Genomic DNA, 23,863 nt, shown 5'->3' with positions numbered 1-23,863 from the left:
TTTGGCACGCTGTTGAGTTCTCAAGGAACGGTCGCTTCCTTTGTACTCACCCGAGAGACTCTCTCGTGGCTTTCCTCCGGGCGCTTCCCTTCGGTCTTGCGTTTCCGACTCTATCAGATCTTTTCTCGATCCGATTTCCTCGGTGCTTTCCAGGTTCCCGCTCTCGCGTTTCCCTTTCCGGCGGTTCCGACTTTATCAGAAGTTCCGGGCCGGTCTGACCAGCCACTCATTTCTGAGTTATCGGGAGAGGCTTCTGTGGAATCCAGTTCCTCAAGAAGCAGGTAGATTCTAGCTGCCGTGCCCGGACACGTCCAGTTCTAGGCAACTCATAAAATCTACCTCCCCCCTCCAGCCGTGTCAACAGCTTTTGCGGGGCGAAGAGGAGACTAGCAGCTCAAGGACCGCATCCGCACATCAGGCGGCGGTCGGCACGCTGGCGCTTCGCTCGGCCGCCTCGACGTCACCCGTTTCACCGGCTCGGGCGGCCCGGCCGCCGAGGACGTAGACGTACGCGAGGAAGGCCAGCTCGGCGACGATTCCGATGCCTATCCGCGCCCAGGTGGGCAGGCCCGATGGGGTCACGAAGCCTTCGATGGCGCCGGAGACGAAGAGGACGAGGGCGAGGCCGATCGCCATACCCACGGCGGCGCGGCCCTCTTCCGCGAGCGCCGTGCGGCGGGTGCGTGGGCCGGGGTCGATGAGGGTCCAGCCGAGACGCAGTCCCGTGCCGGCCGCGACGAAGACCGCGGTGAGTTCCAGCAGACCGTGCGGGAGGACGAGACCGAGAAAGGTGTCGAGCCGACCTGCGGAGGACATCAGACCGAATCCGACGCCCAGGTTGAGCATGTTCTCGAAGAGGATCCAGAGCACCGGGAGGCCCAGGAAGACACCGAGCACCAGGCACATCGCGGCGGCCTGGGCGTTGTTCGTCCACACCTGGGCGGCGAAGGAGGCGGCGGGATGGCTGGAGTAGTAGGTCTCGTACTCGCCGCCGGGACGGGTGAGCTCTCGCAGCTGGCTGGGGGCGGCTATGGACGACTGCACTTCGGGGTGCGTGCCGATCCACCAGCCCAGGAGGATCGCGATCGTGGTGGAGATCAGGGCTGTGGGCACCCACCAGTGGCGCGAGCGGTAGACCGCCGCGGGGAACCCCTGTCCCAGGAACCGCGTCACATCGCGCCAGGAGGCGCGGCGGGTGCCGGTCACGGTACTGCGCGCGCGGGCGACGAGTTGGCTGAGCCGACCGGTGAGCTGAGGGTCGGGGGCGCTGGACTGGATCAGGGAGAGGTGGGTGGCGGTGCGCTGATAGAGGGCGACGAGTTCGTCGGCTTCCGCACCGGTGAGGCGGCGCTGACGGCGAAGCAGCGCGTCGAGGCGGTCCCACTCGGCTCGGTGGGCGGCGACGAAGACGTCGAGGTCCATCGGGTCTGTCTGCTCCTCGGCTGGTCGTCGGTGGCCGTGTGTCTGGTCGCGGACCGCCTGTGATGGCTGTCAGCTTGTCGTACTGGGGCGCGATGTGCCCTCAGCTTGGCAGACTTGCGGTTCTCCGGGCAGTGCAGGGAAGGGCGGCAGGCGTGAGTGAGCTGGTGACGGGCGAGGCGGTGGCGCTCGAGTTGCGTCCCGCAAGGCTGCCCAGCAGGGCACTGGCGGTGTTGCTCGACCTGGTCGTAGCCGTGGTCGTCTATATCGCCGTGGTCATCGCGTTGGCGGCGGCGACGTCGTCGCTGGACGAGGCGGCGCAGGTCGCGCTGTCCATCGCCAGTTTTCTGCTGGTGCTGGTGGGCGGGCCGATCGCGGTGGAGACACTCAGTCACGGGCGTTCGCTGGGGAAGCTGGCGTGCGGGCTGCGGGTGGTGCGGGACGACGGTGGGCCGATCCGGTTCCGGCACGCGCTGGTACGAGGTGCGGTCGGGGTGGTCGAGATCCTGATGACGTTCGGTGTCGTCGCCTGTATCGCCTCGCTGGTGTCGGCGCGGGGGCGGCGGCTCGGGGATGTCTTCGCGGGGACGTTGGTGGTGCGCGAGCGGGTGCCGGCCGGGCAGGGACATTTCGTCCCGCCGCCGCCTCCCTGGCTGGCGGGGCGCTTCTCGGGGCTCGACCTGTCCGCGGTCCCCGATGGTCTGTGGCTGGCCGTCCGGCAGTACCTGACGCGGATGCAGCAGCTTGATCCGCAGGTCGGGTGGGCCATGGCGGAGCGGCTCGCGACCGACCTGGCGGCTCGTACGGGGGCTCCGGCACCGCAGGACGTGCCGCCGTCCGCGTATCTGGCGGCCCTGCTGCACGAGCGGCAGGCCCGGGAGGCCCGGCGAACCTTCGGTGGCGGCCCGGTCGGGAGTGGTGTGCCGGGCGTCGCGGGCGCGCCCGTCTCCTCAGCGGGTGTGCCCGGCGGCTACGCTCCACCGGCCCCGCAGCCCCAGCCTCATCTCCAGGCTCCCCAGGCCCCAGCCGGGCCTCGGGAGGGATCCTCGGCCGAGCGGCCTGCCAGCGGATTCGTGCCGCCGGCGTAGCCGGTGCCGGACCGGCTCAGTCGAAGGCCGACGGCGGCGACTCGAGGTCCTCCAGCTCGATCCCGGGCGCGGCGAGGACCACGTCCCCGGCGATGTGAACGGTGTGCCGCTCGCCCGTGTCCAGGGCTGTGACCTGGTATTCGTCCACGGTCAGGGGGCCGTTGTCAGTGGTGTGTGCTTCTCTTTCCACCAAGGCCCAGGACTGGTCCAGGGTGCGCGGGGCGAGGACCGGATCCGTGAAGGCCACGAGGCGTACGCGGGTCGCGGTGGCGGAAGGGGTGAGGCGCAGGAGACGGGCGGTGGCGATCAGGAAAGCGGGGGACGTGCCGGTGAAGGCGTGGGCGCGCACATTGCCTTCGGTGGCATGGGTGCCGGTGGGGTCGGTGCGGACCCAGGTGACGCCGTCGAGGGCGGCGCCGCGCACCTGCCAGTTCCCCGCGTGCAGTTCGAGTCGGATGGGGCGGCCGAGTTCGTCGAGGGTGAGGTCGACGGAGCCGGTGTGCTCGCCCGAGGGGGTGGTCAGCCGGGAGACGTAGCGCCAGCCGGACGGGCCGGGGGCGCACTGGAAGTGCTCTTCTGCGAAGGGGGTGTGATCGTGCGGATCGTGGAGCGAATATCGGCCGCGGGGCATGGGGGTCCTGGGTCTTGACGGGCTGAGGGTCCGGCCAGGGCTGCTGGTCCGGCCAAAGGGGCAGGCCCCCGGCACGGGGGTGCGGGGGCCTGCCTCGGAGGACCTGCGCGAGACGCGCCAGGGGTGCGGCTCAGTAGCGGTAGTGGTCCGCCTTGTACGGGCCCTCGACCTCTACACCGATGTACGCGGCCTGCTCCGGGCGCAGCGTGGTCAGCTTGACGCCGAGTGCGTCGAGGTGGAGGCGGGCGACCTTCTCGTCGAGGTGCTTGGGCAGCGTGTACACGCCGATCGGGTACTCGGCCTGCTTGGTGAACAGCTCGATCTGGGCCAGCGTCTGGTCCGCGAAGGAGTTGGACATCACGAACGACGGGTGACCGGTGGCGTTGCCCAGGTTCAGCAGACGTCCCTCGGACAGCACGATGATCACCTTGCCGTCCGGGAAGGTCCAGGTGTGCACCTGCGGCTTGACCTCATCCTTGACGATGCCCGGCACCTTCGCGAGACCGGCCATGTCGATCTCGTTGTCGAAGTGGCCGATGTTGCCCACGATCGCCTGGTGCTTCATCTTGGCCATGTCGCCGGCCATGATGATGTCCTTGTTGCCGGTCGTGGTGATGAAGATGTCGGCCTTGTCGACGACCTCGTCCAGCGTCGTGACCTGGTAGCCGTCCATCGCCGCCTGGAGGGCGCAGATCGGGTCGATCTCGGTGACGATGACGCGGGCGCCCTGCCCGCGCAGGGACTCCGCGCAGCCCTTGCCGACATCGCCGTAACCGCACACGACCGCGGTCTTGCCGCCGATCAGGACGTCGGTGGCGCGGTTGATGCCGTCGATCAGGGAGTGGCGGCAGCCGTACTTGTTGTCGAACTTCGACTTGGTGACGGCGTCGTTGACGTTGATCGCCGGGAAGAGCAGGACACCGTCGCGCTGCATCTCGTACAGGCGGTGCACGCCGGTGGTGGTCTCCTCGGTCACGCCGCGGATCTCGGAGGCGAGCTGGGTCCACTTCTGCGAGCCGTTGCTGATCGTGCGGTGCAGGAGTTCGAGGATGACGCGGTGTTCGTCGGACTCGGCGGTGTCGACCGAGGGGACCTTGCCGTCCTTCTCGTACTCGACGCCCTTGTGGACCAGGAGGGTGGCGTCACCGCCGTCGTCCAGGATCATGTTCGGGCCGCCGGTGGGCGAGTCGGGCCAGGTCAGGGCCTGCTCCGTGCACCACCAGTACTCCTCCAGCGTCTCGCCCTTCCAGGCGAAGACCGGAACACCCTGGGGGTCGTCGGGCGTGCCGTTCGGGCCGACGGCGATGGCGGCGGCGGCGTGGTCCTGGGTGGAGAAGATGTTGCAGGAGGCCCAGCGGACCTGGGCGCCCAGGGCGACCAGGGTCTCGATGAGCACGGCGGTCTGCACGGTCATGTGCAGCGAACCGGTGACACGGGCGCCGGCCAGGGGCTGCGCCTCGGCGTACTCCTTGCGGATCGCCATCAGGCCCGGCATCTCGTGCTCGGCGAGGGTGATCTCCTTGCGGCCGAACTCGGCCAGGGAGAGGTCGGCGACCTTGAAGTCCTGTCGGTTGTCGACAGTCGTCATTGCGAGCTGCTCCTCGGGGGATTGGGTCGAGGTGGGTACGGCTGGTCTGCGCGGCGGCGGACACAGGGGTGCCCGGAAAAAGAGGACACAGGCATGCCCACGTGCGCGCAGCGCAGTCCGTCGGAGGCCCTCTCTCCCTCGGTCGGTCCGCGGAGGGACCGCCCGACCGCCATCAGCAGCGACGTCTGGCTCCGTCCCAAGCTACACCGGAGGGCCCTGCGGTCCCCAGTCCGCAGCCGAAGAGATCACGCCGATTACATGTTGTAACGGCGACGGGCCCTGTGACGGAAGGACCCGCGCTCTTGGACACGGGCCCGCACAGCGGTGTCACAGGTACGCGCTAGCCTCTGCGGTCGCGAAGAGCGTGTTGGGGAGGGATGAATGTCCGGCAAGGGCCGTGGGCTGGGGATCGCAGCTGTCGTCGTGGGGCTGGTGGGCGTGTTGTCGGGGGTCTCGTCTACGCCCGGCACGCGTACGCCGGGTCCGTCGTGTCGAGCGAGAGCATGCAGCCGACGTACGAACCGGGTGACCGGATCGTCTATGAGCGGGTCGAGGGGAGCGAGGTGCGGCGGGGCGGTGATCACATCGTGTGCTGTGCGAACTCCGGGAACGCGAAGGAGCGGCTCACCATCGACGGGAAGCCGCTCGCCGGGCCGTACGTCCGTGACGGCCTCGTCATCGACCCGATGAATCGCGAGCTCGACGTCAAGGTCCCCGAAGGGCGGCTGTTCCTGCTCGGGGACCATCGCCTGAACGCGTGGGACTCCCGCTACTTCCCCGACGACCACGGCGGGACGTTGCCCGTGTCCGCGGTCCGGGGCCGGGTGGTCGACGACTACTCCGTGCCCCTCGTTCTCGGGGCGGCGATGATCCTCGGGGCGGTGCTGGTCCTGGTCGGTATCGGCCTGGGCATCGCGGCCGCGGTCGTACGGCGCAGGGCACGGGCCGCCGTGCCTCCGCCGCCCCCGTGGATGGTGCGGGTCTGAGGCGGGGAGGGGCCCGGGCCGGTTCTAGTGCTCGGCGGCGTGCGGGTTGGGGCCGCCGGGAGTCGCTTCGGGGTCCGGGCCCTTGGCCGCTGCGGCCTCGCTGTAGATGTCGGGCTCGAGGTAGATGACGCGGGCTATGGGGACGGCGGCGCGGATGCGGGCCTCGGCGGCGTCGATGGCCTTGGCGACCTCGGCGGCGGTGTCGTCGTGCTGGACGGCGATCTTGGCGGCGATCAGCAGTTCCTCGGGCCCGAGGTGGAGCGTGCGCATGTGGATGATGCCGGTGACCGTGTCGCCGTCGACGATCGCTGCCTCGATCTTCTTGACCTCTTCGAGGCCCGCGGCCTCGCCGAGCAGGAGGGACTTGGTCTCGGCGGCCAGGACGAGGGCGATGAGGACGAGCAGGACACCGATACAGACGGTGCCGATGCCGTCCCACACGCCGTCGCCGGTGAGCAGGGCCAGGCCGACGCCGCCGAGGGCGAGGACGAGACCGATCAGCGCCCCGAAGTCCTCCAGCAGGACGACCGGCAGCTCGGGCGCCTTGGCGCGGCGGATGAACTGCGACCAGGAGAGCTTGCCGCGCAGCTCGTTCGACTCCTTTATGGCCGTCCGGAAGGAGAAGCCCTCGGCGATGACCGCGAAGACCAGGACGCCCACCGGCCAGTACCAGTGCTCGACCTCGTGCGGGTGGCTGATCTTCTCGAAACCCTCGTAGATGGCGAACATGCCACCGACGGAGAAGAGGACGATCGAGACGAGGAAGGCGTAGATGTAGCGCTCGCGGCCGAAGCCGAAGGGGTGCTGCGGGGTCGCCTCGCGCTGGGCCTTCTTGCCGCCGATCAGCAGCAGGAACTGGTTGCCGGAGTCGGCGAGCGAGTGGACGCCCTCGGCGAGCATCGACGACGAGCCGCTGAACGCGAACGCCACGAACTTGGATGCCGCGATCGCGAGGTTGGCGCCGAGTGCCGCCACGATCGCCCTGGTCCCGCCTGACGCGCTCATGTGTCCGCGTTGTCCCTTCGCCTTCGTACGTAAGCCGTCCAGGCCTGGCGCCCGTCGCCTTTGCCCGTCCTTTGCCGGTGGGTCATTCTTGCAGCCTCGTGTGGCAGCGGCGCGTCAGGTATCCACAGGTGCGGTCAGACAATCACAGTGGCGCGGAAGACGGTGCCCTCGCCGGACGCCTCGGCCTTCTCGCCCGCCGGCACGAAGACGGAGTCGCCCGGGGTCAGCTCGTGCTCCCCCGCCCGTACGGACCCTGCCGTGCACAGCAGTATCTGCGGGGTCGGCAGGGTGAGGTCGTGGCCGGTGCCGCCCGCGGGGAGGACGTACCGGGACAGCCGGAACTCGTCGATCGGCGTCTCGTAGACCTCCTCGCCGTCCGGGGACGCCTCGGGGCGCAGCACGCCGGGGTCGCCCGCCTCGAAGCGGACGACGCGCAGGAGTTCGGGGACGTCGACGTGCTTGGGGGTCAGGCCGCAGCGCAGGACGTTGTCGGAGTTGGCCATGATCTCGACGCCGAGGCCGCTGAGGTAGGCGTGCGGGATGCCGGCGCCGAGGAAGAGGGCCTCGCCGGGCTGCAGGCGTACGTGGTTGAGCAGCATGGCGGCGATCACACCGGGGTCGCCCGGGTAGTGGTGGGCGAGGCCGGCGTAGGGCGCGTAGGCGCCGCCGAGGCGGGCGCAGGCGGCTGTGGCGGCGGCGACCGTGCGGGTCATCTCCTCGGGGTCGGCCGTCAGGACCGCGGTGAGGACCTCGCGCAGGGCCGCGTCCTCGGGGTGTGCGTGCAGGAGGTCGACATACGGCTTGAGGGAGTCGACGCCGAGCCCGTCGAGCAGGTCGGCGGTCTCGACGGGGTCGCGGAAACCACACAGGCCGTCGAACTCGGTGAGCGCGCAGATCAGTTCGGGCTTGTGGTTGGCGTCCTTGTAGTTGCGGTACGGGGCGTCGATCGGGATGCCGCGGCGCTCCTCGTCCGCGAACCCCTCCTTCGCCTGAGCCAGGTCGGGGTGCACCTGGAGGGAGAGCGGGGCTCCCGCGGCGAGGATCTTGAGGAGGAAGGGCAGGCGGGGACCGAACTTCGCGACGGCCTTGGCGCCCAGCTCGCGCCCCGGGTCGCCCTCGATGACCTCGACGAGCGTGCCGCGCGCGGTGCGCGAGGGCGCGCCCGGGTGGGCGCCCATCCACATCTCCGCCTGCGGCTCACCGGTGGGCTCGACGCCGAGCAGCTCGGGGATGGCCGTGGTCGAACCCCAGGCGTAGGGGCGGACGGTGTTCTCGAGGCGATCCATGTTGTTTCTCTGTCTCCGTACGTACGCGGCCCGGCCGGTGCCGGCACGGGGCGCGGGTCAGTTGGCCCGATGAGGCAAGATCAGGCCCCTGAAGCGAGCGCCAGGTAAACAGCGGCGAAATCCGTGACGGCGATCAGTTCCGCGAGCGTCTCCAGTTCGGCGCCCTCCTCCGGCTCCAGTTCGCTCATCGGCGTGTCGTGGCTGAGGGCCAGATCGCGGGCGCCGGGGGCGGCGGTGAGGCCGCCGATCGGGCGGTCTCGGAGCAGCACCACGCGCGCGTGCAGCGCGGGCGGTTCCGCGACGCGGTCTCGGAAGAAGTCCTCGGGGTCGGCGCTGGCAGCGAGCGGGCCGGCCAGCAGGGCGCTGTGCGCGGCGAGCGCCTCGGGGAGTTCGGCGACCAGGGCGGGGCGGCCGGCCAGTTCGGCGAGCGCGGCGGCGAAGCGGCGACCGGCGGGGCCCGCCGAGGTGCCCTCGGTCCAGATCACCGGGAGCGCGTCGGCGAGTTCGGCGGCGAGGGTCTTGGCGGGGTTGCTGTAGGTCACGATGGCCGGGCCGCAGCCTTCGGCGACCTGGTCGAGGCGGTCGGCGACCTTCTCCAGGGCGTCGGGCGGGGCGGTCAGCAGACCGATGCGGTCGAGGAGCGCGAGCAGCGGGGTGAGCAGTGCCCACAGGACGCCCGGGGAGGACGCGGCGAGGGGCTCGTCCTGGTCGTAGGGGGCTGTGGCCATCGGTACGAACAGCCCGTGCGCGCCGTTGACGGCGTCGGCGAGCGGGGTGCGTGCGGGGGCCACGGCGGCGACGGTGCAGCCGCGGCGGTAGGCCTGCTCGGCGAGCAGGGACAGGCTCGGTTCGGTGCCGTCCGGCGTGGCGATCAGCAGCAGGTCGACGGAGCCCGCCCAGCCGGGAAGCTCCCAGCGCAGGGCGCCGGCCGCCGGGGCGACGCCGATGGGGGCCAGCCGGGTGACGGGGCTGCCGGCGCCGGCGAGCGTGCCGAGCAAGTCGGAGGCGTGGGTGGCGGAGGCGCCCGGGCCGGCGATCAGGACGGACCGGGGGCGCCCGTCCGGCTTGAGTTCGGCGATGCCCGCCTCGACGGCGTGCCGGGCGGCGGTACGGACGCGGGCGCCGGCTTCCGCGGCGCCGCGCAGGAGGCCCCGGCGGTCGGCGTCGGCGAGCCCCGCCGGGGAGTCGAGCAGCGTTTCATCGAGCATGGGGCAGCCTCCGGTCACCGGGTCCTGTCGAGGTTGTGGAAGACGCCTCGTGCTTACGCGGGGCGGCGGGCCTCGTCGATGAGGAGAACCGGGATGCCGTCGCGGACGGGGTACGCCAGGCCGCAGTCCTGACCGGTGCAGATCAGCTCGGTGTCCTGCTCCTTGAGGGGGGCGTGGCAGGCCGGGCAGGCGAGGATCTCCAGGAGGCCGGCTTCGAGCGGCATGGGGGTTCCCTTCGGGGGCGATGGTGCCTGTGCGGATGTGCCTGGTCAGCGTACCGCCGGTGACCGTGGGGCGGCGGACTACCGGCGCAGCCCGCCCGCCGCCCGCCCCGGTCGGCTGAAAGGGAGCCCGTCAGCCGCGGATGATGGCCAGCGCCTCGTCCCTGATCTTCGCCATGACCGCCTCGTCCCGTGCCTCCGCGTTCAGGCGCAGCAGGGGTTCCGTGTTGGAGGGGCGGACGTTGAACCACCAGTCGGCCGAGGAGACGGTGAGGCCGTCGAGCTCGTCCAGGGTCACGTCCTCGCGGCCCTCGTACGCGGCGCGGATCGCGGCGAGCCGGGCCTTCTGGTCGTCGACGGTGGAGTTGATCTCGCCGGACCCGGCGTAACGGTCGTACTGGGCGACGAGGGCGGACAGGGGGCCGTCCTGGCCGCCGAGGGCCGCGAGGACGTGCAGGGCCGCCAGCATGCCGGTGTCGGCGTTCCAGAAGTCCTTGAAGTAGTAGTGGGCGGAGTGCTCGCCGCCGAAGATGGCGCCCGTCCTGGCCATCTCGGCCTTGATGAAGGAGTGGCCGACGCGGGTGCGCACGGGCGTTCCGCCGTTCTCCCGCACCACTTCCGGGACCGACCAGGACGTGATCAGGTTGTGGATGACCGCGCCCTTGCCACCGTGCCTGGCGAGCTCGCGCGCGGCCACCAGGGCGGTGATCGCCGACGGGGACACCGGGTCGCCGTTCTCGTCGATCACGAAGCAGCGGTCGGCGTCGCCGTCGAAGGCGATGCCGAGGTCGGCGCCCTCCTCGCGGACGCGCCTCTGCAGGTCCACCAGGTTGGCGGGGTCGAGCGGGTTCGCCTCGTGGTTGGGGAAGGTGCCGTCCAGCTCGAAGTACATCGGGACGAGGGTCAGGGGCAGGCCGGCGAACACGGTCGGGACCGTGTGTCCGCCCATGCCGTTGCCCGCGTCGACGACGACCTTCAGGGGGCGGATGGAGGTCAGATCGACGAGGGAGCGGAGGTGCGCCGCGTAATCCTCCAACGTGTCGCGCGAGGCGAGGGTTCCCGGTGTGGCGGCCGGCTCGGGGGCGCCGGATTCCAGCCACCGCTCGGCCAGTTCGCGGATCTGGGCCAGACCGGTGTCCTGGCCGACCGGGGCGGCGCCCGCGCGGCACATCTTGATGCCGTTGTACTGGGCCGGGTTGTGCGAGGCCGTGAACATCGCGCCCGGCAGGTCCAGCGCGCCCGAGGCGTAGTACAGCTGGTCCGTCGAGCACAGGCCGATCTCGGTGACGTCGACGCCGCGGGCCGCCGCGCCGCGCGCGAAGGCGCGGGACAGGCCGGGCGAGGACGGACGCATGTCGTGGCCCACGACGATCGCCGCCGCGTCGGTCACCTGGGCGAAGGCGATCCCGAAGAGTTCGGCCAGCGGCTCGTCCCACTGCTCCGGGACCACACCGCGTACGTCGTACGCCTTCACGATCTGCGACAGATCAGCAGCCACGGCCCAACCTTCCTGAAAGTCCTGTCGGTGCGCACAAACTACCCGGCCCGGGAGATCGTCCGGCGCGCGGGAAGCCCGGAGGGGATGCGGTGGGGCACGGCCCCAGTCGTCCAGCTCAGTTGTCCGGGGAGCGCAGCACGCGCAGGTGGCCGCGGCGGGCGACCTCCATCGGGTCCGCGCCGCGTCCACCGCCGCCGCCCGCCTCGGCCGCCCGTTTCTGGGGGCGGGCCGCCTCGCGCACGGCATTGGCCAGTGCTTCGAGGTCGTCGCCGGTGGGCCGGGCCGGGGCGGAGCCGTCGAGGAGGCGTACGACCTCCCAGCCGCGCGGGGCGGTGAGGCGCTCGGAGTGCTCGGCGCACAGGTCGTAGCAGTGGGGTTCGGCGTAGGTGGCGAGCGGGCCGAGGACCGCGGTCGAGTCGGCGTAGACGTACGTCAGCGTCGCGACGGCGGGTCGGCCGCAGGCGGTGCGCGAACAGCGACGTACAGGGCTCACGACGATGGACGGTACCGCACTCTTGAGCGGGCCGCGACGACTCTCCCCCAGGTCACCCCACCGTGTCGTACTGTGAAACGCCCCACACACCTGTCGCAACACGCCCTGCTGACCTGCGCGGACGATGCCGGGCGGGATCCCGGGCCGTACTGTGTACGGTCACGATTCGGTACTAACACCGTCAATTGCCTTGAGCTCGCCGGTCTTGTGGAGATACGGAAACGAGCCCAACCTTGGCTGGAATGGTCACCGTCCCGGTCGGTGTCGCGTTGCCGCGTGGAGCCGGGCGGGTGGAGCGCTCGGGGACTACGCTTCACCAGTGATGGACAACCGTGTACCGCCCCGTGCCGCCGGCCCCGGGCCCCGCCGTCGTGATCGCCACGGGCGGGGCATGCGCGGGCCGATCGCACCGCCGCAGGTGCCGCTGGCGGCCAGCCGCGCCGATGTGTTCGCGGACCTGGTGCAGGACTCCGTGGAGCGGCTCGAACGGCGGTGGCCGCAGCTGGCGGAGATCGACTTCATGGTGCTCGAGGTGCCGCGGCTTGATGGGCGGCCGGAGGACGGGTGGAGCGACGAGGCGGTGCCATTGGGCGGGATCATTCCGGTGCGGGACGGGCGGCGGGCACGGGTCGTCGTCTATCGGCGGCCTGTGGAGATCCGGACCAAGGGGCGGGATGAGCGGGCGGCGCTCGTGCATGAGGTTGTGGTGGAGCAGGTGGCGGAGTTGTTGGGGTTGACTCCGGAGACGGTGGATCCTCGGTACGGGGAGGATTGAGCGGCGCGGTTCGAGCGGTTTCCTGGGCCGGCGTTTACAAGTGGCCCGGGGTTGCAACTGGGGCGAGGGTCGCGCAGCCCGGCGCTGACGGGGTGCCTCCCCCACCGCCCACCCGTGCCGCCCCAACGGCACGACTGCCAGCAGCAGCAGCGGCGGCGGCTACGGCGTTCGTGCCCCCTGCTTCTCTCGCGCCCCCTACTTCTGCAGTACCGCCAAGTCCTCGTTCGCCTTGGGTACCGATACCGTTCCGCGGTCGTCCGGGAGGGTTTGGATGGTGAAGCCCGGGACGCCTTCCTCGGTGGCTGCGAGGGTGCGGGAGCCGTAGACGGGGCCGCCGGAGAGGCGCTCGACCGTGAGGGCGTAGGTGCCCTTGAGGCCGGTCGGGGCGGGGGCGGCGATGCTCTGGGTGGTGCCGGACTTGATCGTGTAGGTCTTCGAGACCGCCGTGCCGCCCTCGCTGCCCGCGGAGGCGGTGACCTTGACCTGGGCGGCGGCCGTGGGGGCGGTCAGGGAGAGGGTGCTGTTCTTTCCGCTGTTGTCCGCGGAGGTCGCGCGCGTGCCGATGGGGCTGGTGGCGGGGATGAAGGCCGTTTCCTGCTTGGTGCCCTTGCCCCGTATGACGCGCAGCGCGGCGACCACCGGGACGGACTGGTCGGAGGGGGTGAGGACCAGGGAGCCGGCCTCGCCCCGGGTGACGTCGCCGAGGTCGACCGCCGTGGTCATGCCCGACTTCACGTGCAGCGTCTCGTGGCCGGCGGGGGTGATCAGGCCGCTGGGGGAGGCGAGCCGCACCTTCAGGTCCGCGTCGGCGTCGCCGGGAGTGAAGGCGATCAGGCGGACGGAGGTGGCGTCCTTGGGGATGCCGGGCAGGACCAGGCCGGCCGACGGGTCGGCGGAGGCGGGCAGCCAGTCGCCGCCCAGCTTGTCGTCCAGGGCCTGCACGGCCGCCCCGACCCGTCCGCTGCGCACGCTGACGTGCACGGTGAGGTTGTCCTGCTTCTCCTGGGTGAGCGTGGACAGCAGGACCGGCTCACTGGCGTGCGGCTGGACGGTGAGACCGTCCGCCAGCGTGGACTTCAGGGAGCCGTCCTTGCCGTAGAGGTCGATGTCGACGACGGCGGCGCTGTCGTCGGGGTTGGTGAGGTGCACGTAGTCGGTGCGGTCGGCGGCCGTGCTGGCACCCGGGAACCAGAACTGCGTGTCCGGCGCGGTGCAGTTGACGCCCTGGAGGCCACGGCCGGTGCCCGCGGCGACCTCGGTGGTCTCCTGGACGGTCCACCCGGGCGCGGACTTCCCCTCGGCGGTGCCGACCAGTGCGGGCGCGTCCGCGCCGGAGGTGTCCCCGGTCACCGGCGTGCCGGGGTCCTTGGGCGTCAGGACGGGCTTGGCGGTCTTCTTCTGCGTGCTCTTGCCGCTCTTGCCGGTCTTCCCGGACGTCGAGTCGCCCGTGGTGTCCGCCGACTGTTCGGTGGCCGCCTGGAGTTCGGCCTTGCCGCCGCTCGCCGCGCCCTTGGTGACCGGCGTGAAGGACGTGTACGACGTATCGGCGATGTCGGAGGTGCTCGGCGCCGGGCACAGCAGGCTCGTGCGCTCCACCGGCAGCCGGGCCGCCGTGCCGGCGGGGGCGGCGCCGGACGCGTCCGGTGTGTTGAGCGCGGCGAACCCGGTGACGGCGGCGAGCGCGGCCGTGCCGGCGATCAGGGACAGGGTGGTGCGGTTCACTGCTGGCTCCCGTCGGGGCGCTCGTTGCCGGTGCCGTGGGGGTGGTGCTGCGCCGGGTCGTAGGCCGGGTCGTAGCCCTGCTGGTACGTCGGGTCGTACGGCGTCTGCTGGTCCGTACCGCCGTACGCGTACGGGTCGTACTGGCCGTTCTGATACGGATCGGCCTGGTACGGGTCGGCCTGGTACGCCTGCTGGTCGTACGCGCCCGGGTACTGCGCGGTGCCCTGGTACTGGTCGGCGCCGTAGCCGCCGTACTCGGCGCCCGAGTAGGTGGCCGGGTCCCTCCCCCAGGCTTCGCCCGGGGGCACCCCCACGTCATAGGACTGCTGGTGGGGTACGGCGACCTGCTCCTGGGGCGGCGAAGGCATGGCCTCCGGGTCTCCCGGGCCGGTCTCCGCGGCCTCCCCGGCCTCTCCGGTCCCTTCGGTCTCCTCGGCCTCCGCCTGGGCGCGCAGGCGGCGGGCGCGGCGGCCCTCGCCGGCAGTGGCCTCGGCGGGTACGGGCTCCTCCTCGGGGAGGTCGTCGTCGACGTCGCGGCGGCGGCCGGGCAGGGCGAGCACGACCAGGACGACGGCAAGCGCGCCCTGGGCCCACAGCCAGCCGGTGTGGCCGATCGGGGCGTCGTAGGTGACGTCCAGTCTGCCGCCGGAAGAGGGGAGTTCGAAGCCCTGGGCCCAGCCGTCGACCGTGGTGCGGGTCAGCGGCTTGCCGTCCAGGGTGGCCGTCCAGCCCGCGGCGGTGGAGTCGGCCAGGCGCAGGACGCGGCCGTCCGCGCCGGAGGGGATCGTGGTGTGGATCTCGACGGGACCGGCGGCGACGGGCACCGGGGTGCCGGAACCGGAGGCGGACACGATGGCGGCGCGCGACACCTCCTGGTCGATGCGCCACAGGGCGCTGCCGTCCTGCTGGCTGAGCCGGGACAGGCCCGGGGTGGCGTCCAGGACGCGGCTGACCTCGCGGGGCGCGCCCTTGTGGACCAGGACATAGCGGACGGCGAACTTGCCGAGCTGGTCGGCCTGGTCGGCGCCGGAGCCGGCGACCAGGTTGGCGACGACCTTGTCGAGCTTGCCGTTCTCGCCGTCGGCGGCGGCCAGTTCGGCATCGCCCAGGCGAGCGCCGGAGCCGCGCACGAGGCTGTAGCTCACACGGGCGGTGGAGTCGCTGTCGAGGACCAGGGTGCGGGCCCGGTCGCGGGTGCCGCTGTCCTCGGCGACGAACGCCGGCACCTGCACGGGGTCGCGCCGCTCCACCGGCCCGTCCGCGCCGCCAATCATCCAGCCGGCGGCGACGAGCAGCGGGCCCGCGGCCGAGGCGAAGGCGATCAGCGCGGCGACCGGCTGGCGCCAGCCGAAGCTCTGCTCGGCCACGCGCGCGCGTGCCCCGTCGGCGCCGAGCGCGGCGGCGGCCAGCAGGGCGAGGCCGTAGACGAGGGTGGCGGGTCCGGCCCAGGCGGAGCTGTTGGACAGGACCGCGAAGACGAGGCCCACCAGGGCGGCGGCCCAGGCCGTCCGGATTCCCAGCTGACGTTCGGAGCGCAGCAGGGCGGCGAGCGCGGCCAGCACGATGCCGATGAGCATCAGCCCGTGCACCGTGCCGGGTCCGCCGGGGCTGGCGCCGAGCAGGTCCAGGGCCGTGGCCGCCGAGGAGCCGTACTCCAGTCCGGCCTCCTTGAAGAAGCCGAACGGCAGCAGGGCCAGCGACCAGGGCGCGAGGACCAGCAGCGGGGTGCCCAGCTGGGCGAGGAAGCGCAGGCCGTAGGCGACGATCTCGCGGCGGCGCACGGCCAGCACGCCGAGCCCCAGGACCAGCGCGATGGGCCACACGATCGGGGTGAACGCGGTGGTGATGGTCAGCAGCAGCGCGTACGCCCAGGTGGCGCGCCAACTGCCGCGTGCCCCGGAGGTGTTGGCGAGGCCGCTTGCCGCGATGCCCGCGCGCGCGATGAGCGGCAGCAGCACGGCGAGGACGGCGGTGCCGATGCGGCCTCCGGCGAGGGCGCCGGTGGCGGCGGGCAGGAAGGCGTAGGCGACGGCCGCCCAGGCGCGCAGCAGGCGGGAGGTCACCAGCGGGCGGGAGGCGAAGTACGCGGTGAACCCGGCCAGCGGCACCGAGCAGACCATCAGGACGGTGACGGCGAGGCCGGTCGAGCCGAGGAACGCGGAGGCCAGCATCGCCACGAGGGCGAGGTAGGGCGGGGCGGACGGGGTGCCGCCGGCGCCGACGGGGTGCCAGGCGTCCAGGTAGCGCGACCACAGTTCGCCGGCGCCGGCCGGGGCGGGCAGCAGGGCGCCGCCCGAGAGCGCGCCGCCGCCGAGCAGGTTCCGGCAGGCGGCGAACGACACGAGCAGCAGCACCAGGAAGAGCACCGGGCCGGGTTTGCGGGCGATGCGCTTGAGGCGGGCGAACTGCTCGATCTCCAGGAAGTCGGCGTCGTCGCCACCGGGACCGGACTCGACGGCGCCGCCGTGCCGTCCGGCGGAGGACACCTCGGCGTCGGAGCTGCCGAAGAGGTTGCCGGCGACCTGTTCCACGGTGGCGCGCACGGTCGCGCCGGGCGGCGGGAACAGGGGCCGCAGTTCGCCCTTGTCGACCTGCGGGCGGCCACGCCTGCGGCGCCCGGCGATGATCCGTTCGGGCCGTAGCAGGGTGCCCAGCAGGCCGCGGATCTCGTCGACGGCCTGTCCGGGGACCTTGCCGACGAGGTAGGCGACGGTCCTGAGGAGGGTGCCGAGCACGAGCCGCAGCAGGACCCAGGGCAGCACGGCCGTGCGGGCGTTGACGAGCAGGGCGTAGACGGCGCCCGCCTTGTCGACCTTGTGCGGGGAGGCGGCGGTGCGGCCCACGCAGTCGACGGCGCGGCGCTCGCGGGAGGCGGCCTCTGCGTGCCGTACGACGGCTTCCGGGGCGATGAGGACTCTGTGGCCGGCGGCGTGCGCCCGCCAGCACAGGTCGACGTCGTCGCGCATCAGGGGCAGCCGCTTGTCGAAGCCGCCGAGCTGCTCGAAGACGTCGCGCCGGACGAGCATGCCGGCGGTGGACACCGACAGCACGGGCCCGACGTGGTCGTGCTGTCCCTGGTCCTGTTCCCTGCGGTCCAGGCCGGTCCAGCGGCGGCCGGAGTTGGCGATGCTGACGCCTACCTCGAGCAGCTGGCGGCGGTCGTACCAGCCGCGCAGCTTGGGGCCGACGACGGCCACGTCGTCGCGGCCGAGCTCCAGTTCGTTGTCGACCACCCGCAGCAGCTGGGCGAGGGCGTCGGGTTCGGGGGCGCTGTCGTCGTGCAGCAGCCACAGCCACTGGACCGGCTCGCCGTGCGGGAGGTCGGGCAGGTCGTAGGCGTCGTCGCGCCACGAGCGCGTGACCGGGTCCCAGCCGCTGGGGCGCTTGAGGTACGGCAGCTCGTCCGGGGTGAGGACGGGCGCGGAGCGGACCGCCTCCTCGACGGCCTGGCCGAAGCCGGTACGGCGGGCCAGGTGCAGCACGCGGTCGGCGCCGAGGGCCTCGGTGACCAGCTGGGCGGAGGCGTCCGCGCTGCCGGTGTCGGCGGCCACGGCGTCCTGGACGGGGCGCTCCTGGCCGAGCAGCCCGGCGAGCGCGTCGGGCAGCCAGCGGGCGCCGTCGTGGGAGACGAGCACCGCTGTGACGACATGGCGCGGGAACTCAGGCATGGCAGCGGTTGCTTGGTGGGCTGCCGTATGGCTGTGCACGGACATCGAGGTACGGGCCCCGGTTCGGTGGACTGCGGTGGACGCCCGCGCCCCCTGGGGGTGGCGAGGCGTCTCGGACGAGCGACCACACTATCGGCTGGGCATGACGGCGGCCCGCCGCCTGTGGATAACCCACCCGCGACGGGCCGTTCACGCCGTTTGCCGTCGTTTGTACCGGTACCGGGCCTGGTCCTGGTACCCGTGCCGGATCTCCGCCCGGGTCAGACCGCGGCCTTCTTCAGGCGGCGCCGCTCGCGCTCGGACAGGCCGCCCCAGATGCCGAATCGCTCGTCGTTTGAGAGGGCGTACTCGAGGCACTCGGACCGCACCTCGCATGCGAGGCAGACCTTCTTGGCCTCTCTGGTGGAGCCGCCCTTCTCGGGGAAGAAGGACTCGGGGTCGGTCTGGGCGCACAGCGCGCGCTCCTGCCAGCCGAGTTCCTCGTCCGCGTCGTCGACCAGCAGTTGCTGCACCAGCTCGGTCATGTGCGCCCCTCGTCTGTCTTCGCGTCCCCGTGGTCGTGGCCGTTACCGATTTCGGCTGAACGACACGAGTGAAATTACAAGTGTGCCGCTCCGGGAGAGTCAAGCCGAGATCTGCTATTGAGCCCGTTATTCACTCTGCGGAACCAAGGCCAAGCGGAAAGTGTTCAAATCGCCATAAACCTTGACAGGCAGACAGGGCCCGGGAGGGCCTCCCACTCCACACAGATACCTGTACGGAGAAGGACGCCCGGGAGTTCGATCGCGTTCCGACGAGGCTCGTGCGCCCGGATGGACGCCATGTGTCCCGGCAACCCGATGAACAAACCTTTCGCCTGAGGAATGAACCGGATGAGGTGAAACATGTCCCACATTCCGGGCGCCGAGTTGACATGCGAGGTGTGAACCGCTGTCCTTGTGGGCATGCTGGCGCACTTGGCACTCACCTCGACCCGCCCCGCCGGGTCCCACGGTGCTGCCCGCGCCCGCTGTAGCTGTTGCTGCTGTCCCAGCTGTTGAGCCTTTCGCACCGCTCCGGCTGCTCCCGCAGTTCCCCCGACCGAGTCCTTCTCGACTCGGCTGCGTTGTCTTCTCCCTGGCCCCACTCTTCCGCCGAGGACCCACCGCACCCCCATGAACAGCGACAACGACCTCCAGATCGCCGGCGACATCCTCGAAGTCCCGCACCTGCTCCAGGCCCCGCGCGAGCACCCGGCCACCGTCGCCGAGTTCGTCGGCCTGGCCCGTGACATCGCCGCCGACCGCTCCCAGTGGGCGCACCTCGTCCAGTACGACGCCACGAGCCGCTGGTACCACCGGCTGCGCACCGGCCCGGGCTACGAGGTGTGGCTGCTGTCCTGGGTGCCCGGTCAGGGCACCGGCCTGCACGACCACGGCCGCTCCTCCGGTGTGCTGACCGTCCTGGAGGGCACGCTGACCGAGCGGACCGAGCGGGACACGCGCGCGCTGGGGGAGGGGGCCCAGCGGGTCTTCGCGCCGGGGTACGCGCACGAGGTCGTCAACGACGCCCTGGAGCCGGCGGTCAGCCTGCACGTCTACTACCCGGGCCTGACCGAGATGCCCATGCACACCTCCCCGCACTGCGAGGGACGGACCGAGCCGCGTCCGGTGACTGCCTGACGCGTTGTCGTACCCGCCTGCAAGACTGCTTCCATGCGCATTGTGGTTCTGGCAGGCGGCATCGGTGGTGCCCGGTTCCTGCGCGGTCTGAAGCAGGCCGTGCCGGACGCGGACGTCACGGTCATCGGCAACACCGGGGACGACATCCACCTCTTCGGGCTGAAGGTCTGCCCGGACCTCGACACGGTGATGTACACGCTCGGCGGCGGCATCAACGAGGAGCAGGGCTGGGGGCGGGAGGACGAGACCTTCCACCTCAAGGAGGAGCTCGCGGCGTACGGGATCGGACCCGAGTGGTTCGGGCTCGGCGACCGGGACTTCGCCACGCACATCGTGCGGACACAGATGCTGGGCGCCGGATATCCGCTGAGCGCGGTGACCGAGGCGCTGTGCGACCGCTGGAAGCCGGGCGTCCGGCTGATCCCGATGACCGACGACCGCGTGGAGACGCATGTGGCGGTCGAGGTGGACGGCGAGCGCAAGGCGGTCCATTTCCAGGAGTACTGGGTGCGGCTGCGGGCCTCGGTCCCGGCGGAGGCGGTCGTGCCGGTCGGCGCCGAGCAGTCCAAGCCGGCGCCGGGTGTGCTGGAGGCCATCGCGGAGGCGGACGTCGTGCTGTTCCCGCCGTCCAACCCGGTCGTGTCCATCGGCACGATCCTCGCCGTGCCCGGCGTCCGGGAGGCGATCGCCGACGCCGGTGTGCCGGTGGTGGGCCTGTCCCCCATCGTCGGGGACGCGCCCGTGCGCGGGATGGCCGACAAGGTGCTCGCGGCGGTCGGCGTCGAGTCCACGGCCGCGGCGGTGGCCGAACACTACGGCTCCGGCCTGCTCGACGGCTGGCTGGTGGACACCGTGGACGCGGGCACGGCCGACCGCGTCGAGGCGGCCGGCATCCGCTGCCGGGCCGTACCGCTGATGATGACGGACGTCGACGCGGCCGCGCGGATGGCCCAGGAGGCGCTGGCGCTGGCGGAGGAGGTGCGGCGGGCGTGAGCGGCGAAGTGTCCCCGCGGCCGGACGACGGTGCCGTGCCCGGGTACCGGGTCTGGGCCGTCGCCGGGATCCCGGAGGTGCAGCGGGGCGACGACCTCGCCAAGGTGATCGCCGGTGCCGCACCGGAGCTGACCGACGGGGACGTGCTGCTCGTCACCTCGAAGATCGTGTCCAAGGCGGAGGGCCGGATCGTCGTGGCCACCGACCGGGAGGCCGCGATCGATACCGAGACCGTGCGGGTGGTGGCGCGGCGCGGCCCGCTGCGGATCGTCGAGAACCGGCAGGGCCTGGTCATGGCGGCCGCCGGGGTCGACGCCTCCAACACCCCCTCCGGCACCGTGCTGCTGCTGCCCGAGGACCCGGACGCGTCCGCGCGGGCCATCCGGGACGGGCTGCGGGAGGCCCTCGGCGTCAACATCGGGGTCCTCGTCACCGACACCTTCGGGCGACCCTGGCGCGCGGGGCTCACGGACGTCGCGATCGGCGCCGCGGGCGTGCGCGTGCTGGACGACCTGCGCGGGGACACGGACGCGCACGGCAATCCGCTCTCCGCCACCGTCGTCGCCACGGCGGACGAACTGGCCGCCGCCGGTGACCTGGTCAAGGGCAAGGCCGCCGGGCTGCCCGTCGCCGTGGTGCGCGGGCTTGCGCACACCGTGGCCGAGGACCACGGCACGGGGGCGCGGGCCATGGTGCGCGAGGCACGCGACGACATGTTCCGGCTGGGCACCTCCGAGGCGGTCCGGGAGGCGGTGACCCAGCGGCGTACGGTACGGGCCTTCACCGACGAGCCGGTCGACCCCGGGGCCGTACGGCGGGCGGTGGCCGCGGCGGTGACCGCGCCGGCGCCGCACCACACGACGCCGTGGCGGTTCGTGCTGCTGGAGTCGGAGGCCTCGCGCACGCGGCTGCTCGATGCCATGCGCGATGCCTGGATCGCCGACCTGCGGCGGGACGGAAAGACCGAGGAGTCCATCGCCAAGCGGGTGCGGCGCGGTGACGTGCTGCGCAAGGCGCCGTATCTCGTGGTGCCGTGTCTCGTCATGGACGGCTCGCACACCTACGGGGACGCGCGGCGGGACGGTGCCGAGCGGGAGATGTTCGTCGTCGCCACCGGAGCCGGGGTGCAGAACTTCCTGATCGCGCTGGCCGGCGAGCGGCTGGGGTCGGCCTGGGTGTCGTCGACGATGTTCTGCCGGGACGTGGTGCGCGAGGTGCTGGACCTGCCCGCGGACTGGGACCCGATGGGGGCGGTGGCGGTCGGCCACCCGGCCGAGGAGCCACGGCCCCGGCCGGACCGGGAGGCGGGGGCGTTCATAGAGGTGCGCTGACCGGTCTCCTATCGGTCTCCTCAGGACCGCCTACCCTCGTAAGACAGCTCCGGCAGCCCAGGGATCCCATTCGTGGCAGGACGTTTCGCTCCGCGGCCCACGCGTACGACCGTGCGAGGTGGGCATGTCGCCGTGCCCGCCGGGGTCCCCCGGCAGTCCACCGGGCCGGGGCGGGTGCGGACGTGGGTGCCGGACGGGCCGCTCGATCTCGGGCTGGTGCTCGGGCCGCTGAGGCGCGGACCCGGGGATCCGACGTTCCGGGCGACGCCGGACGGGTCCGTGTGGCGGGCCAGCCGGACGCCCGCCGGGCCGGGGACACTGCGGGTGTCGGCGTACGGCGGTGAGGTGCGCGGCGAGGCATGGGGGCCGGGGGCCGACTGGCTGCTTGAGCAGTTGCCGGAGCTGCTCGGTGCCGCCGACGATCCCTCCGCGTTCGCGCCCCGGCACCGCGTGGTGGCGATGGCCCGGCACCGGCGGCCGGGGTTGCGTCTGACGCGGACCGGGCTGGTGCTGGAGTCGTTGATTCCGTCGGTCCTGGAGCAGAAGGTCACGACCGTCGAGGCGTACCGGGCGTGGCGGTTGCTGGTACGGAAGTTCGGGGAGCCGGCGCCGGGGCCCGCGCCCGGGCGGATGTACGTGATGCCGGAGCCGCGGGCGTGGGCGCTGATCCCCTCCTGGGAGTGGCACCGGGCCGGGGTCGACAACAAGCGTGCGTCGACGATCCTGCGGGCCGTACGGCTCGCCGCCCGGCTGGAGGAGGCGGTCGGGATGCCGCCCGAGGCCGCACAGACGCGGCTGGAGGTCGTGCCGGGGATCGGGCCGTGGACATCGGCGGAGACCGTACAGCGCAGTCATGGGGCGGCCGACGCGGTGACGGTCGGGGATCTGCACCTGCCCGGAATCATCGGGTGGGCGCTGGCCGGGGACCGGACCGCGGACGACACCGTGATGCTGGAGCTGCTGGAACCCTACGCGGGACAGCGGCACCGAGCGGCCCGGCTGATCCTGCTGAGCGGACGAGTGCCGCCGCGCAGGGCTCCACGGATGCCTGTCGGGGACATCGGCCGGCTGTGAGGTCGGCCGGCGGCTGCGCAGACCCCTCCCCCGCGCCCCGTGCCCGCTACTGGTCCGAGGAGAATCGCACCGCTCCCGCCGGAATGCGTGCGTCGCACCACACCCGTACGCCCTCCCGGAGTTCGTTGTCGGCTCCGACGACCGCGCCGTCGCCGATCACCGTGCCGGTGAGGACGGAGCGTTCGCCGACGCGGGCGCGGGTGCCGATGAGGGAGTCGGTGACGACGGCGCCGGGTTCGATGACGGCCCCCGGCAGGATGGTGCTGCCGAAGACCCGGGCCCCCTCGGCGACGAAGGCACCCTCGCCCACCACCGTGCCGCCGGTCAGCTTGGCGTCGGGCGCGACCGTGGCCGTGGGCAGGATCAGGCGGTCGCCGCAGCGGCCGGGGACGGCGGGGGAAGGGGCCCGGCCCAGGACCAGGTCGGCCGAGCCGCGGACGAAGGCCGCGGGCGTGCCGAGGTCGAGCCAGTACGTCGAGTCCACCATGCCCTGGAGGTGGGCCCCGGCGGCCAGCAGGCCGGGGAACGTCTCGCGCTCCACGGACACCGGGCGGCCCGCCGGGATGGCGTCGATGATCGAGCGGCGGAAGACGTACGCCCCGGCGTTGATCTGGTCGGTGACGATCTCCTCGGGGGTCTGCGGCTTCTCCAGGAAGGCGAGCACGCGGCCGGTGTCGTCGGTGGGGACCAGGCCGTAGGCGCGGGGATCGGTCACCTTGGTGAGGTGCAGGGACACGTCCGCCGACGTCTCCTCGTGGGTACGCACCAGCGCCCTGATGTCCAGCCCGGTGAGGATGTCGCCGTTGAAGATCAGCACCGGCTCGTCGGGGCCGGAGTGCAGCCGGGAGGCCACGTTGCGGATGGCTCCGCCCGTGCCGAGGGGCTCCTGCTCGGTGACGTACTCGATGTGCAGGCCCAGCGCGGTGCCGTCGCCGAAGTACGGCTCGAAGACCTCGGCCAGGTAGCTCGTCGCGAGCACGATGTGCTCCACGCCCGCCGCTCTGGCCCGGGCCAGCTGGTGGGTGAGGAACGGGACCCCGGCCGCCGGGACCATGGGCTTGGGGGTGTGCACCGTGAGCGGGCGCAGCCGGGTGCCTTTGCCGCCGACCAGGAGGATCGCTTCTGTCACCTGTCGTCTCTGCTTCCTGCCGGGACCGGCCGAACTGTGTTTCGACCGGCCAGTGTATGCAGACCGCTGTACGCAGACCGTGCGACG

General features: G+C 72.1%; 20 protein-coding genes. 7 read left to right on the top strand and 13 right to left on the bottom strand.

What is annotated here, in order from left to right; translation table 11 throughout:
* Positions 1-414: 414 nt before the first annotated feature.
* Positions 415-1,422, bottom strand: coding sequence for a stage II sporulation protein M (locus ACH45E_RS21065; RefSeq protein WP_361443812.1), 1,008 nt, complete (start codon positions 1,420-1,422; stop codon positions 415-417).
* 152 nt (positions 1,423-1,574) lie between these two features.
* Here ACH45E_RS21065 and ACH45E_RS21060 point away from each other — a divergent pair, with 152 nt between their 5' ends.
* Positions 1,575-2,507, top strand: a complete 933-nt coding sequence (locus ACH45E_RS21060; RefSeq protein WP_361443809.1) for an RDD family protein — start codon at positions 1,575-1,577, stop codon at positions 2,505-2,507.
* A gap of 16 nt (positions 2,508-2,523) precedes the next feature.
* Here ACH45E_RS21060 and ACH45E_RS21055 read toward each other — a convergent pair whose 3' ends face one another.
* Positions 2,524-3,138 (bottom strand): hypothetical protein, encoded by a 615-nt coding sequence (locus tag ACH45E_RS21055; protein WP_361443806.1) that lies wholly within the window; start codon positions 3,136-3,138, stop codon positions 2,524-2,526.
* A 130-nt stretch (positions 3,139-3,268) separates the two neighbouring features.
* On the bottom strand, positions 3,269-4,726 hold the full coding sequence (gene ahcY, locus ACH45E_RS21050) for an adenosylhomocysteinase (protein WP_361443803.1): 1,458 nt from the start codon (positions 4,724-4,726) through the stop codon (positions 3,269-3,271).
* 488 nt (positions 4,727-5,214) lie between these two features.
* Here ahcY and ACH45E_RS21045 point away from each other — a divergent pair, with 488 nt between their 5' ends.
* A complete protein-coding gene (locus tag ACH45E_RS21045; RefSeq protein ID WP_361443800.1) occupies positions 5,215-5,712 on the top strand; it encodes a S26 family signal peptidase in 498 nt (165 codons plus the stop codon).
* Positions 5,713-5,736: 24 nt separating this feature from the next.
* Here ACH45E_RS21045 and ACH45E_RS21040 read toward each other — a convergent pair whose 3' ends face one another.
* The 6 genes from ACH45E_RS21040 to ACH45E_RS21015 all read right to left on the bottom strand — a co-directional run bounded on the left by ACH45E_RS21040 (position 5,737) and on the right by ACH45E_RS21015 (position 11,423).
* Positions 5,737-6,717: a cation diffusion facilitator family transporter gene (locus tag ACH45E_RS21040; protein ID WP_361443797.1), complete on the bottom strand. Its 981-nt coding sequence runs from the start codon at positions 6,715-6,717 to the stop codon at positions 5,737-5,739.
* Between the two features lie 134 nt (positions 6,718-6,851).
* Positions 6,852-8,003, bottom strand: a complete 1,152-nt coding sequence (gene manA / locus ACH45E_RS21035) for a mannose-6-phosphate isomerase, class I (RefSeq protein WP_361443794.1) — start codon at positions 8,001-8,003, stop codon at positions 6,852-6,854.
* A gap of 80 nt (positions 8,004-8,083) precedes the next feature.
* The gene (locus ACH45E_RS21030) at positions 8,084-9,211 is read right to left on the bottom strand and encodes an SIS domain-containing protein (protein ID WP_361443791.1); all 1,128 of its coding nucleotides are present in this window, start codon (positions 9,209-9,211) and stop codon (positions 8,084-8,086) included.
* A gap of 53 nt (positions 9,212-9,264) precedes the next feature.
* On the bottom strand, positions 9,265-9,435 hold the full coding sequence (locus ACH45E_RS21025) for a Trm112 family protein (protein ID WP_360347509.1): 171 nt from the start codon (positions 9,433-9,435) through the stop codon (positions 9,265-9,267).
* A 130-nt stretch (positions 9,436-9,565) separates the two neighbouring features.
* Positions 9,566-10,930, bottom strand: a complete 1,365-nt coding sequence (locus tag ACH45E_RS21020; protein WP_361443788.1) for a phosphomannomutase/phosphoglucomutase — start codon at positions 10,928-10,930, stop codon at positions 9,566-9,568.
* A 115-nt stretch (positions 10,931-11,045) separates the two neighbouring features.
* Positions 11,046-11,423 (bottom strand): DUF3499 domain-containing protein, encoded by a 378-nt coding sequence (locus ACH45E_RS21015; protein WP_361443785.1) that lies wholly within the window; start codon positions 11,421-11,423, stop codon positions 11,046-11,048.
* A gap of 322 nt (positions 11,424-11,745) precedes the next feature.
* On the opposite strand from ACH45E_RS21015, the gene ACH45E_RS21010 reads away from it, so the two are divergent.
* Entirely contained in the window at positions 11,746-12,198 is a 453-nt protein-coding gene (locus ACH45E_RS21010) for a metallopeptidase family protein (RefSeq protein ID WP_361443857.1), read from the top strand.
* A 195-nt stretch (positions 12,199-12,393) separates the two neighbouring features.
* Here ACH45E_RS21010 and ACH45E_RS21005 read toward each other — a convergent pair whose 3' ends face one another.
* The 3 genes from ACH45E_RS21005 to ACH45E_RS20995 all read right to left on the bottom strand — a co-directional run bounded on the left by ACH45E_RS21005 (position 12,394) and on the right by ACH45E_RS20995 (position 18,112).
* Positions 12,394-13,920 carry a DUF5719 family protein gene (locus ACH45E_RS21005; RefSeq protein WP_361443782.1) on the bottom strand — a complete coding sequence of 509 codons (1,527 nt, stop codon included), beginning with the start codon at positions 13,918-13,920 and terminating at the stop codon, positions 12,394-12,396.
* Positions 13,917-17,633, bottom strand: coding sequence for a glycosyltransferase (locus ACH45E_RS21000; protein WP_399041177.1), 3,717 nt, complete (start codon positions 17,631-17,633; stop codon positions 13,917-13,919). The genes ACH45E_RS21005 and ACH45E_RS21000 overlap by 4 nt, the downstream gene beginning before the upstream one ends.
* 215 nt (positions 17,634-17,848) lie before the next feature.
* Positions 17,849-18,112, bottom strand: a complete 264-nt coding sequence (locus tag ACH45E_RS20995; protein WP_132852983.1) for a WhiB family transcriptional regulator — start codon at positions 18,110-18,112, stop codon at positions 17,849-17,851.
* Positions 18,113-18,742: 630 nt separating this feature from the next.
* Here ACH45E_RS20995 and ACH45E_RS20990 point away from each other — a divergent pair.
* The 4 genes from ACH45E_RS20990 (at position 18,743) to ACH45E_RS20975 (ending at position 22,647) form a co-directional block, all read left to right on the top strand.
* Complete coding sequence (locus ACH45E_RS20990; protein WP_361443775.1) at positions 18,743-19,249, top strand: cysteine dioxygenase family protein; 507 nt, start codon at positions 18,743-18,745, stop codon at positions 19,247-19,249.
* 33 nt (positions 19,250-19,282) lie between these two features.
* Positions 19,283-20,242, top strand: coding sequence for a 2-phospho-L-lactate transferase (cofD, locus tag ACH45E_RS20985; protein ID WP_361443772.1), 960 nt, complete (start codon positions 19,283-19,285; stop codon positions 20,240-20,242).
* On the top strand, positions 20,239-21,573 hold the full coding sequence (locus tag ACH45E_RS20980) for a coenzyme F420-0:L-glutamate ligase (protein ID WP_361443769.1): 1,335 nt from the start codon (positions 20,239-20,241) through the stop codon (positions 21,571-21,573). Before cofD ends, ACH45E_RS20980 begins: the two co-directional genes overlap by 4 nt.
* Before the next feature lie 72 nt (positions 21,574-21,645).
* Positions 21,646-22,647, top strand: a complete 1,002-nt coding sequence (locus tag ACH45E_RS20975) for a DNA-3-methyladenine glycosylase 2 family protein (RefSeq protein WP_361443766.1) — start codon at positions 21,646-21,648, stop codon at positions 22,645-22,647.
* A 46-nt stretch (positions 22,648-22,693) separates the two neighbouring features.
* Here the strand turns inward: ACH45E_RS20975 and ACH45E_RS20970 are convergent, their stop codons facing one another.
* Positions 22,694-23,776: an NDP-sugar synthase gene (locus tag ACH45E_RS20970; protein ID WP_361443763.1), complete on the bottom strand. Its 1,083-nt coding sequence runs from the start codon at positions 23,774-23,776 to the stop codon at positions 22,694-22,696.
* Positions 23,777-23,863: the final 87 nt, after the last annotated feature.

The sequence above is a fragment of the Streptomyces sp. NPDC020299 genome, assembly GCF_044387825.1.
Lineage (GTDB): Bacteria > Actinomycetota > Actinomycetes > Streptomycetales > Streptomycetaceae > Streptomyces.
Note: the sequence above shows the minus strand (reverse complement) of the source record. Positions and strands in the feature narration are given on the sequence as shown.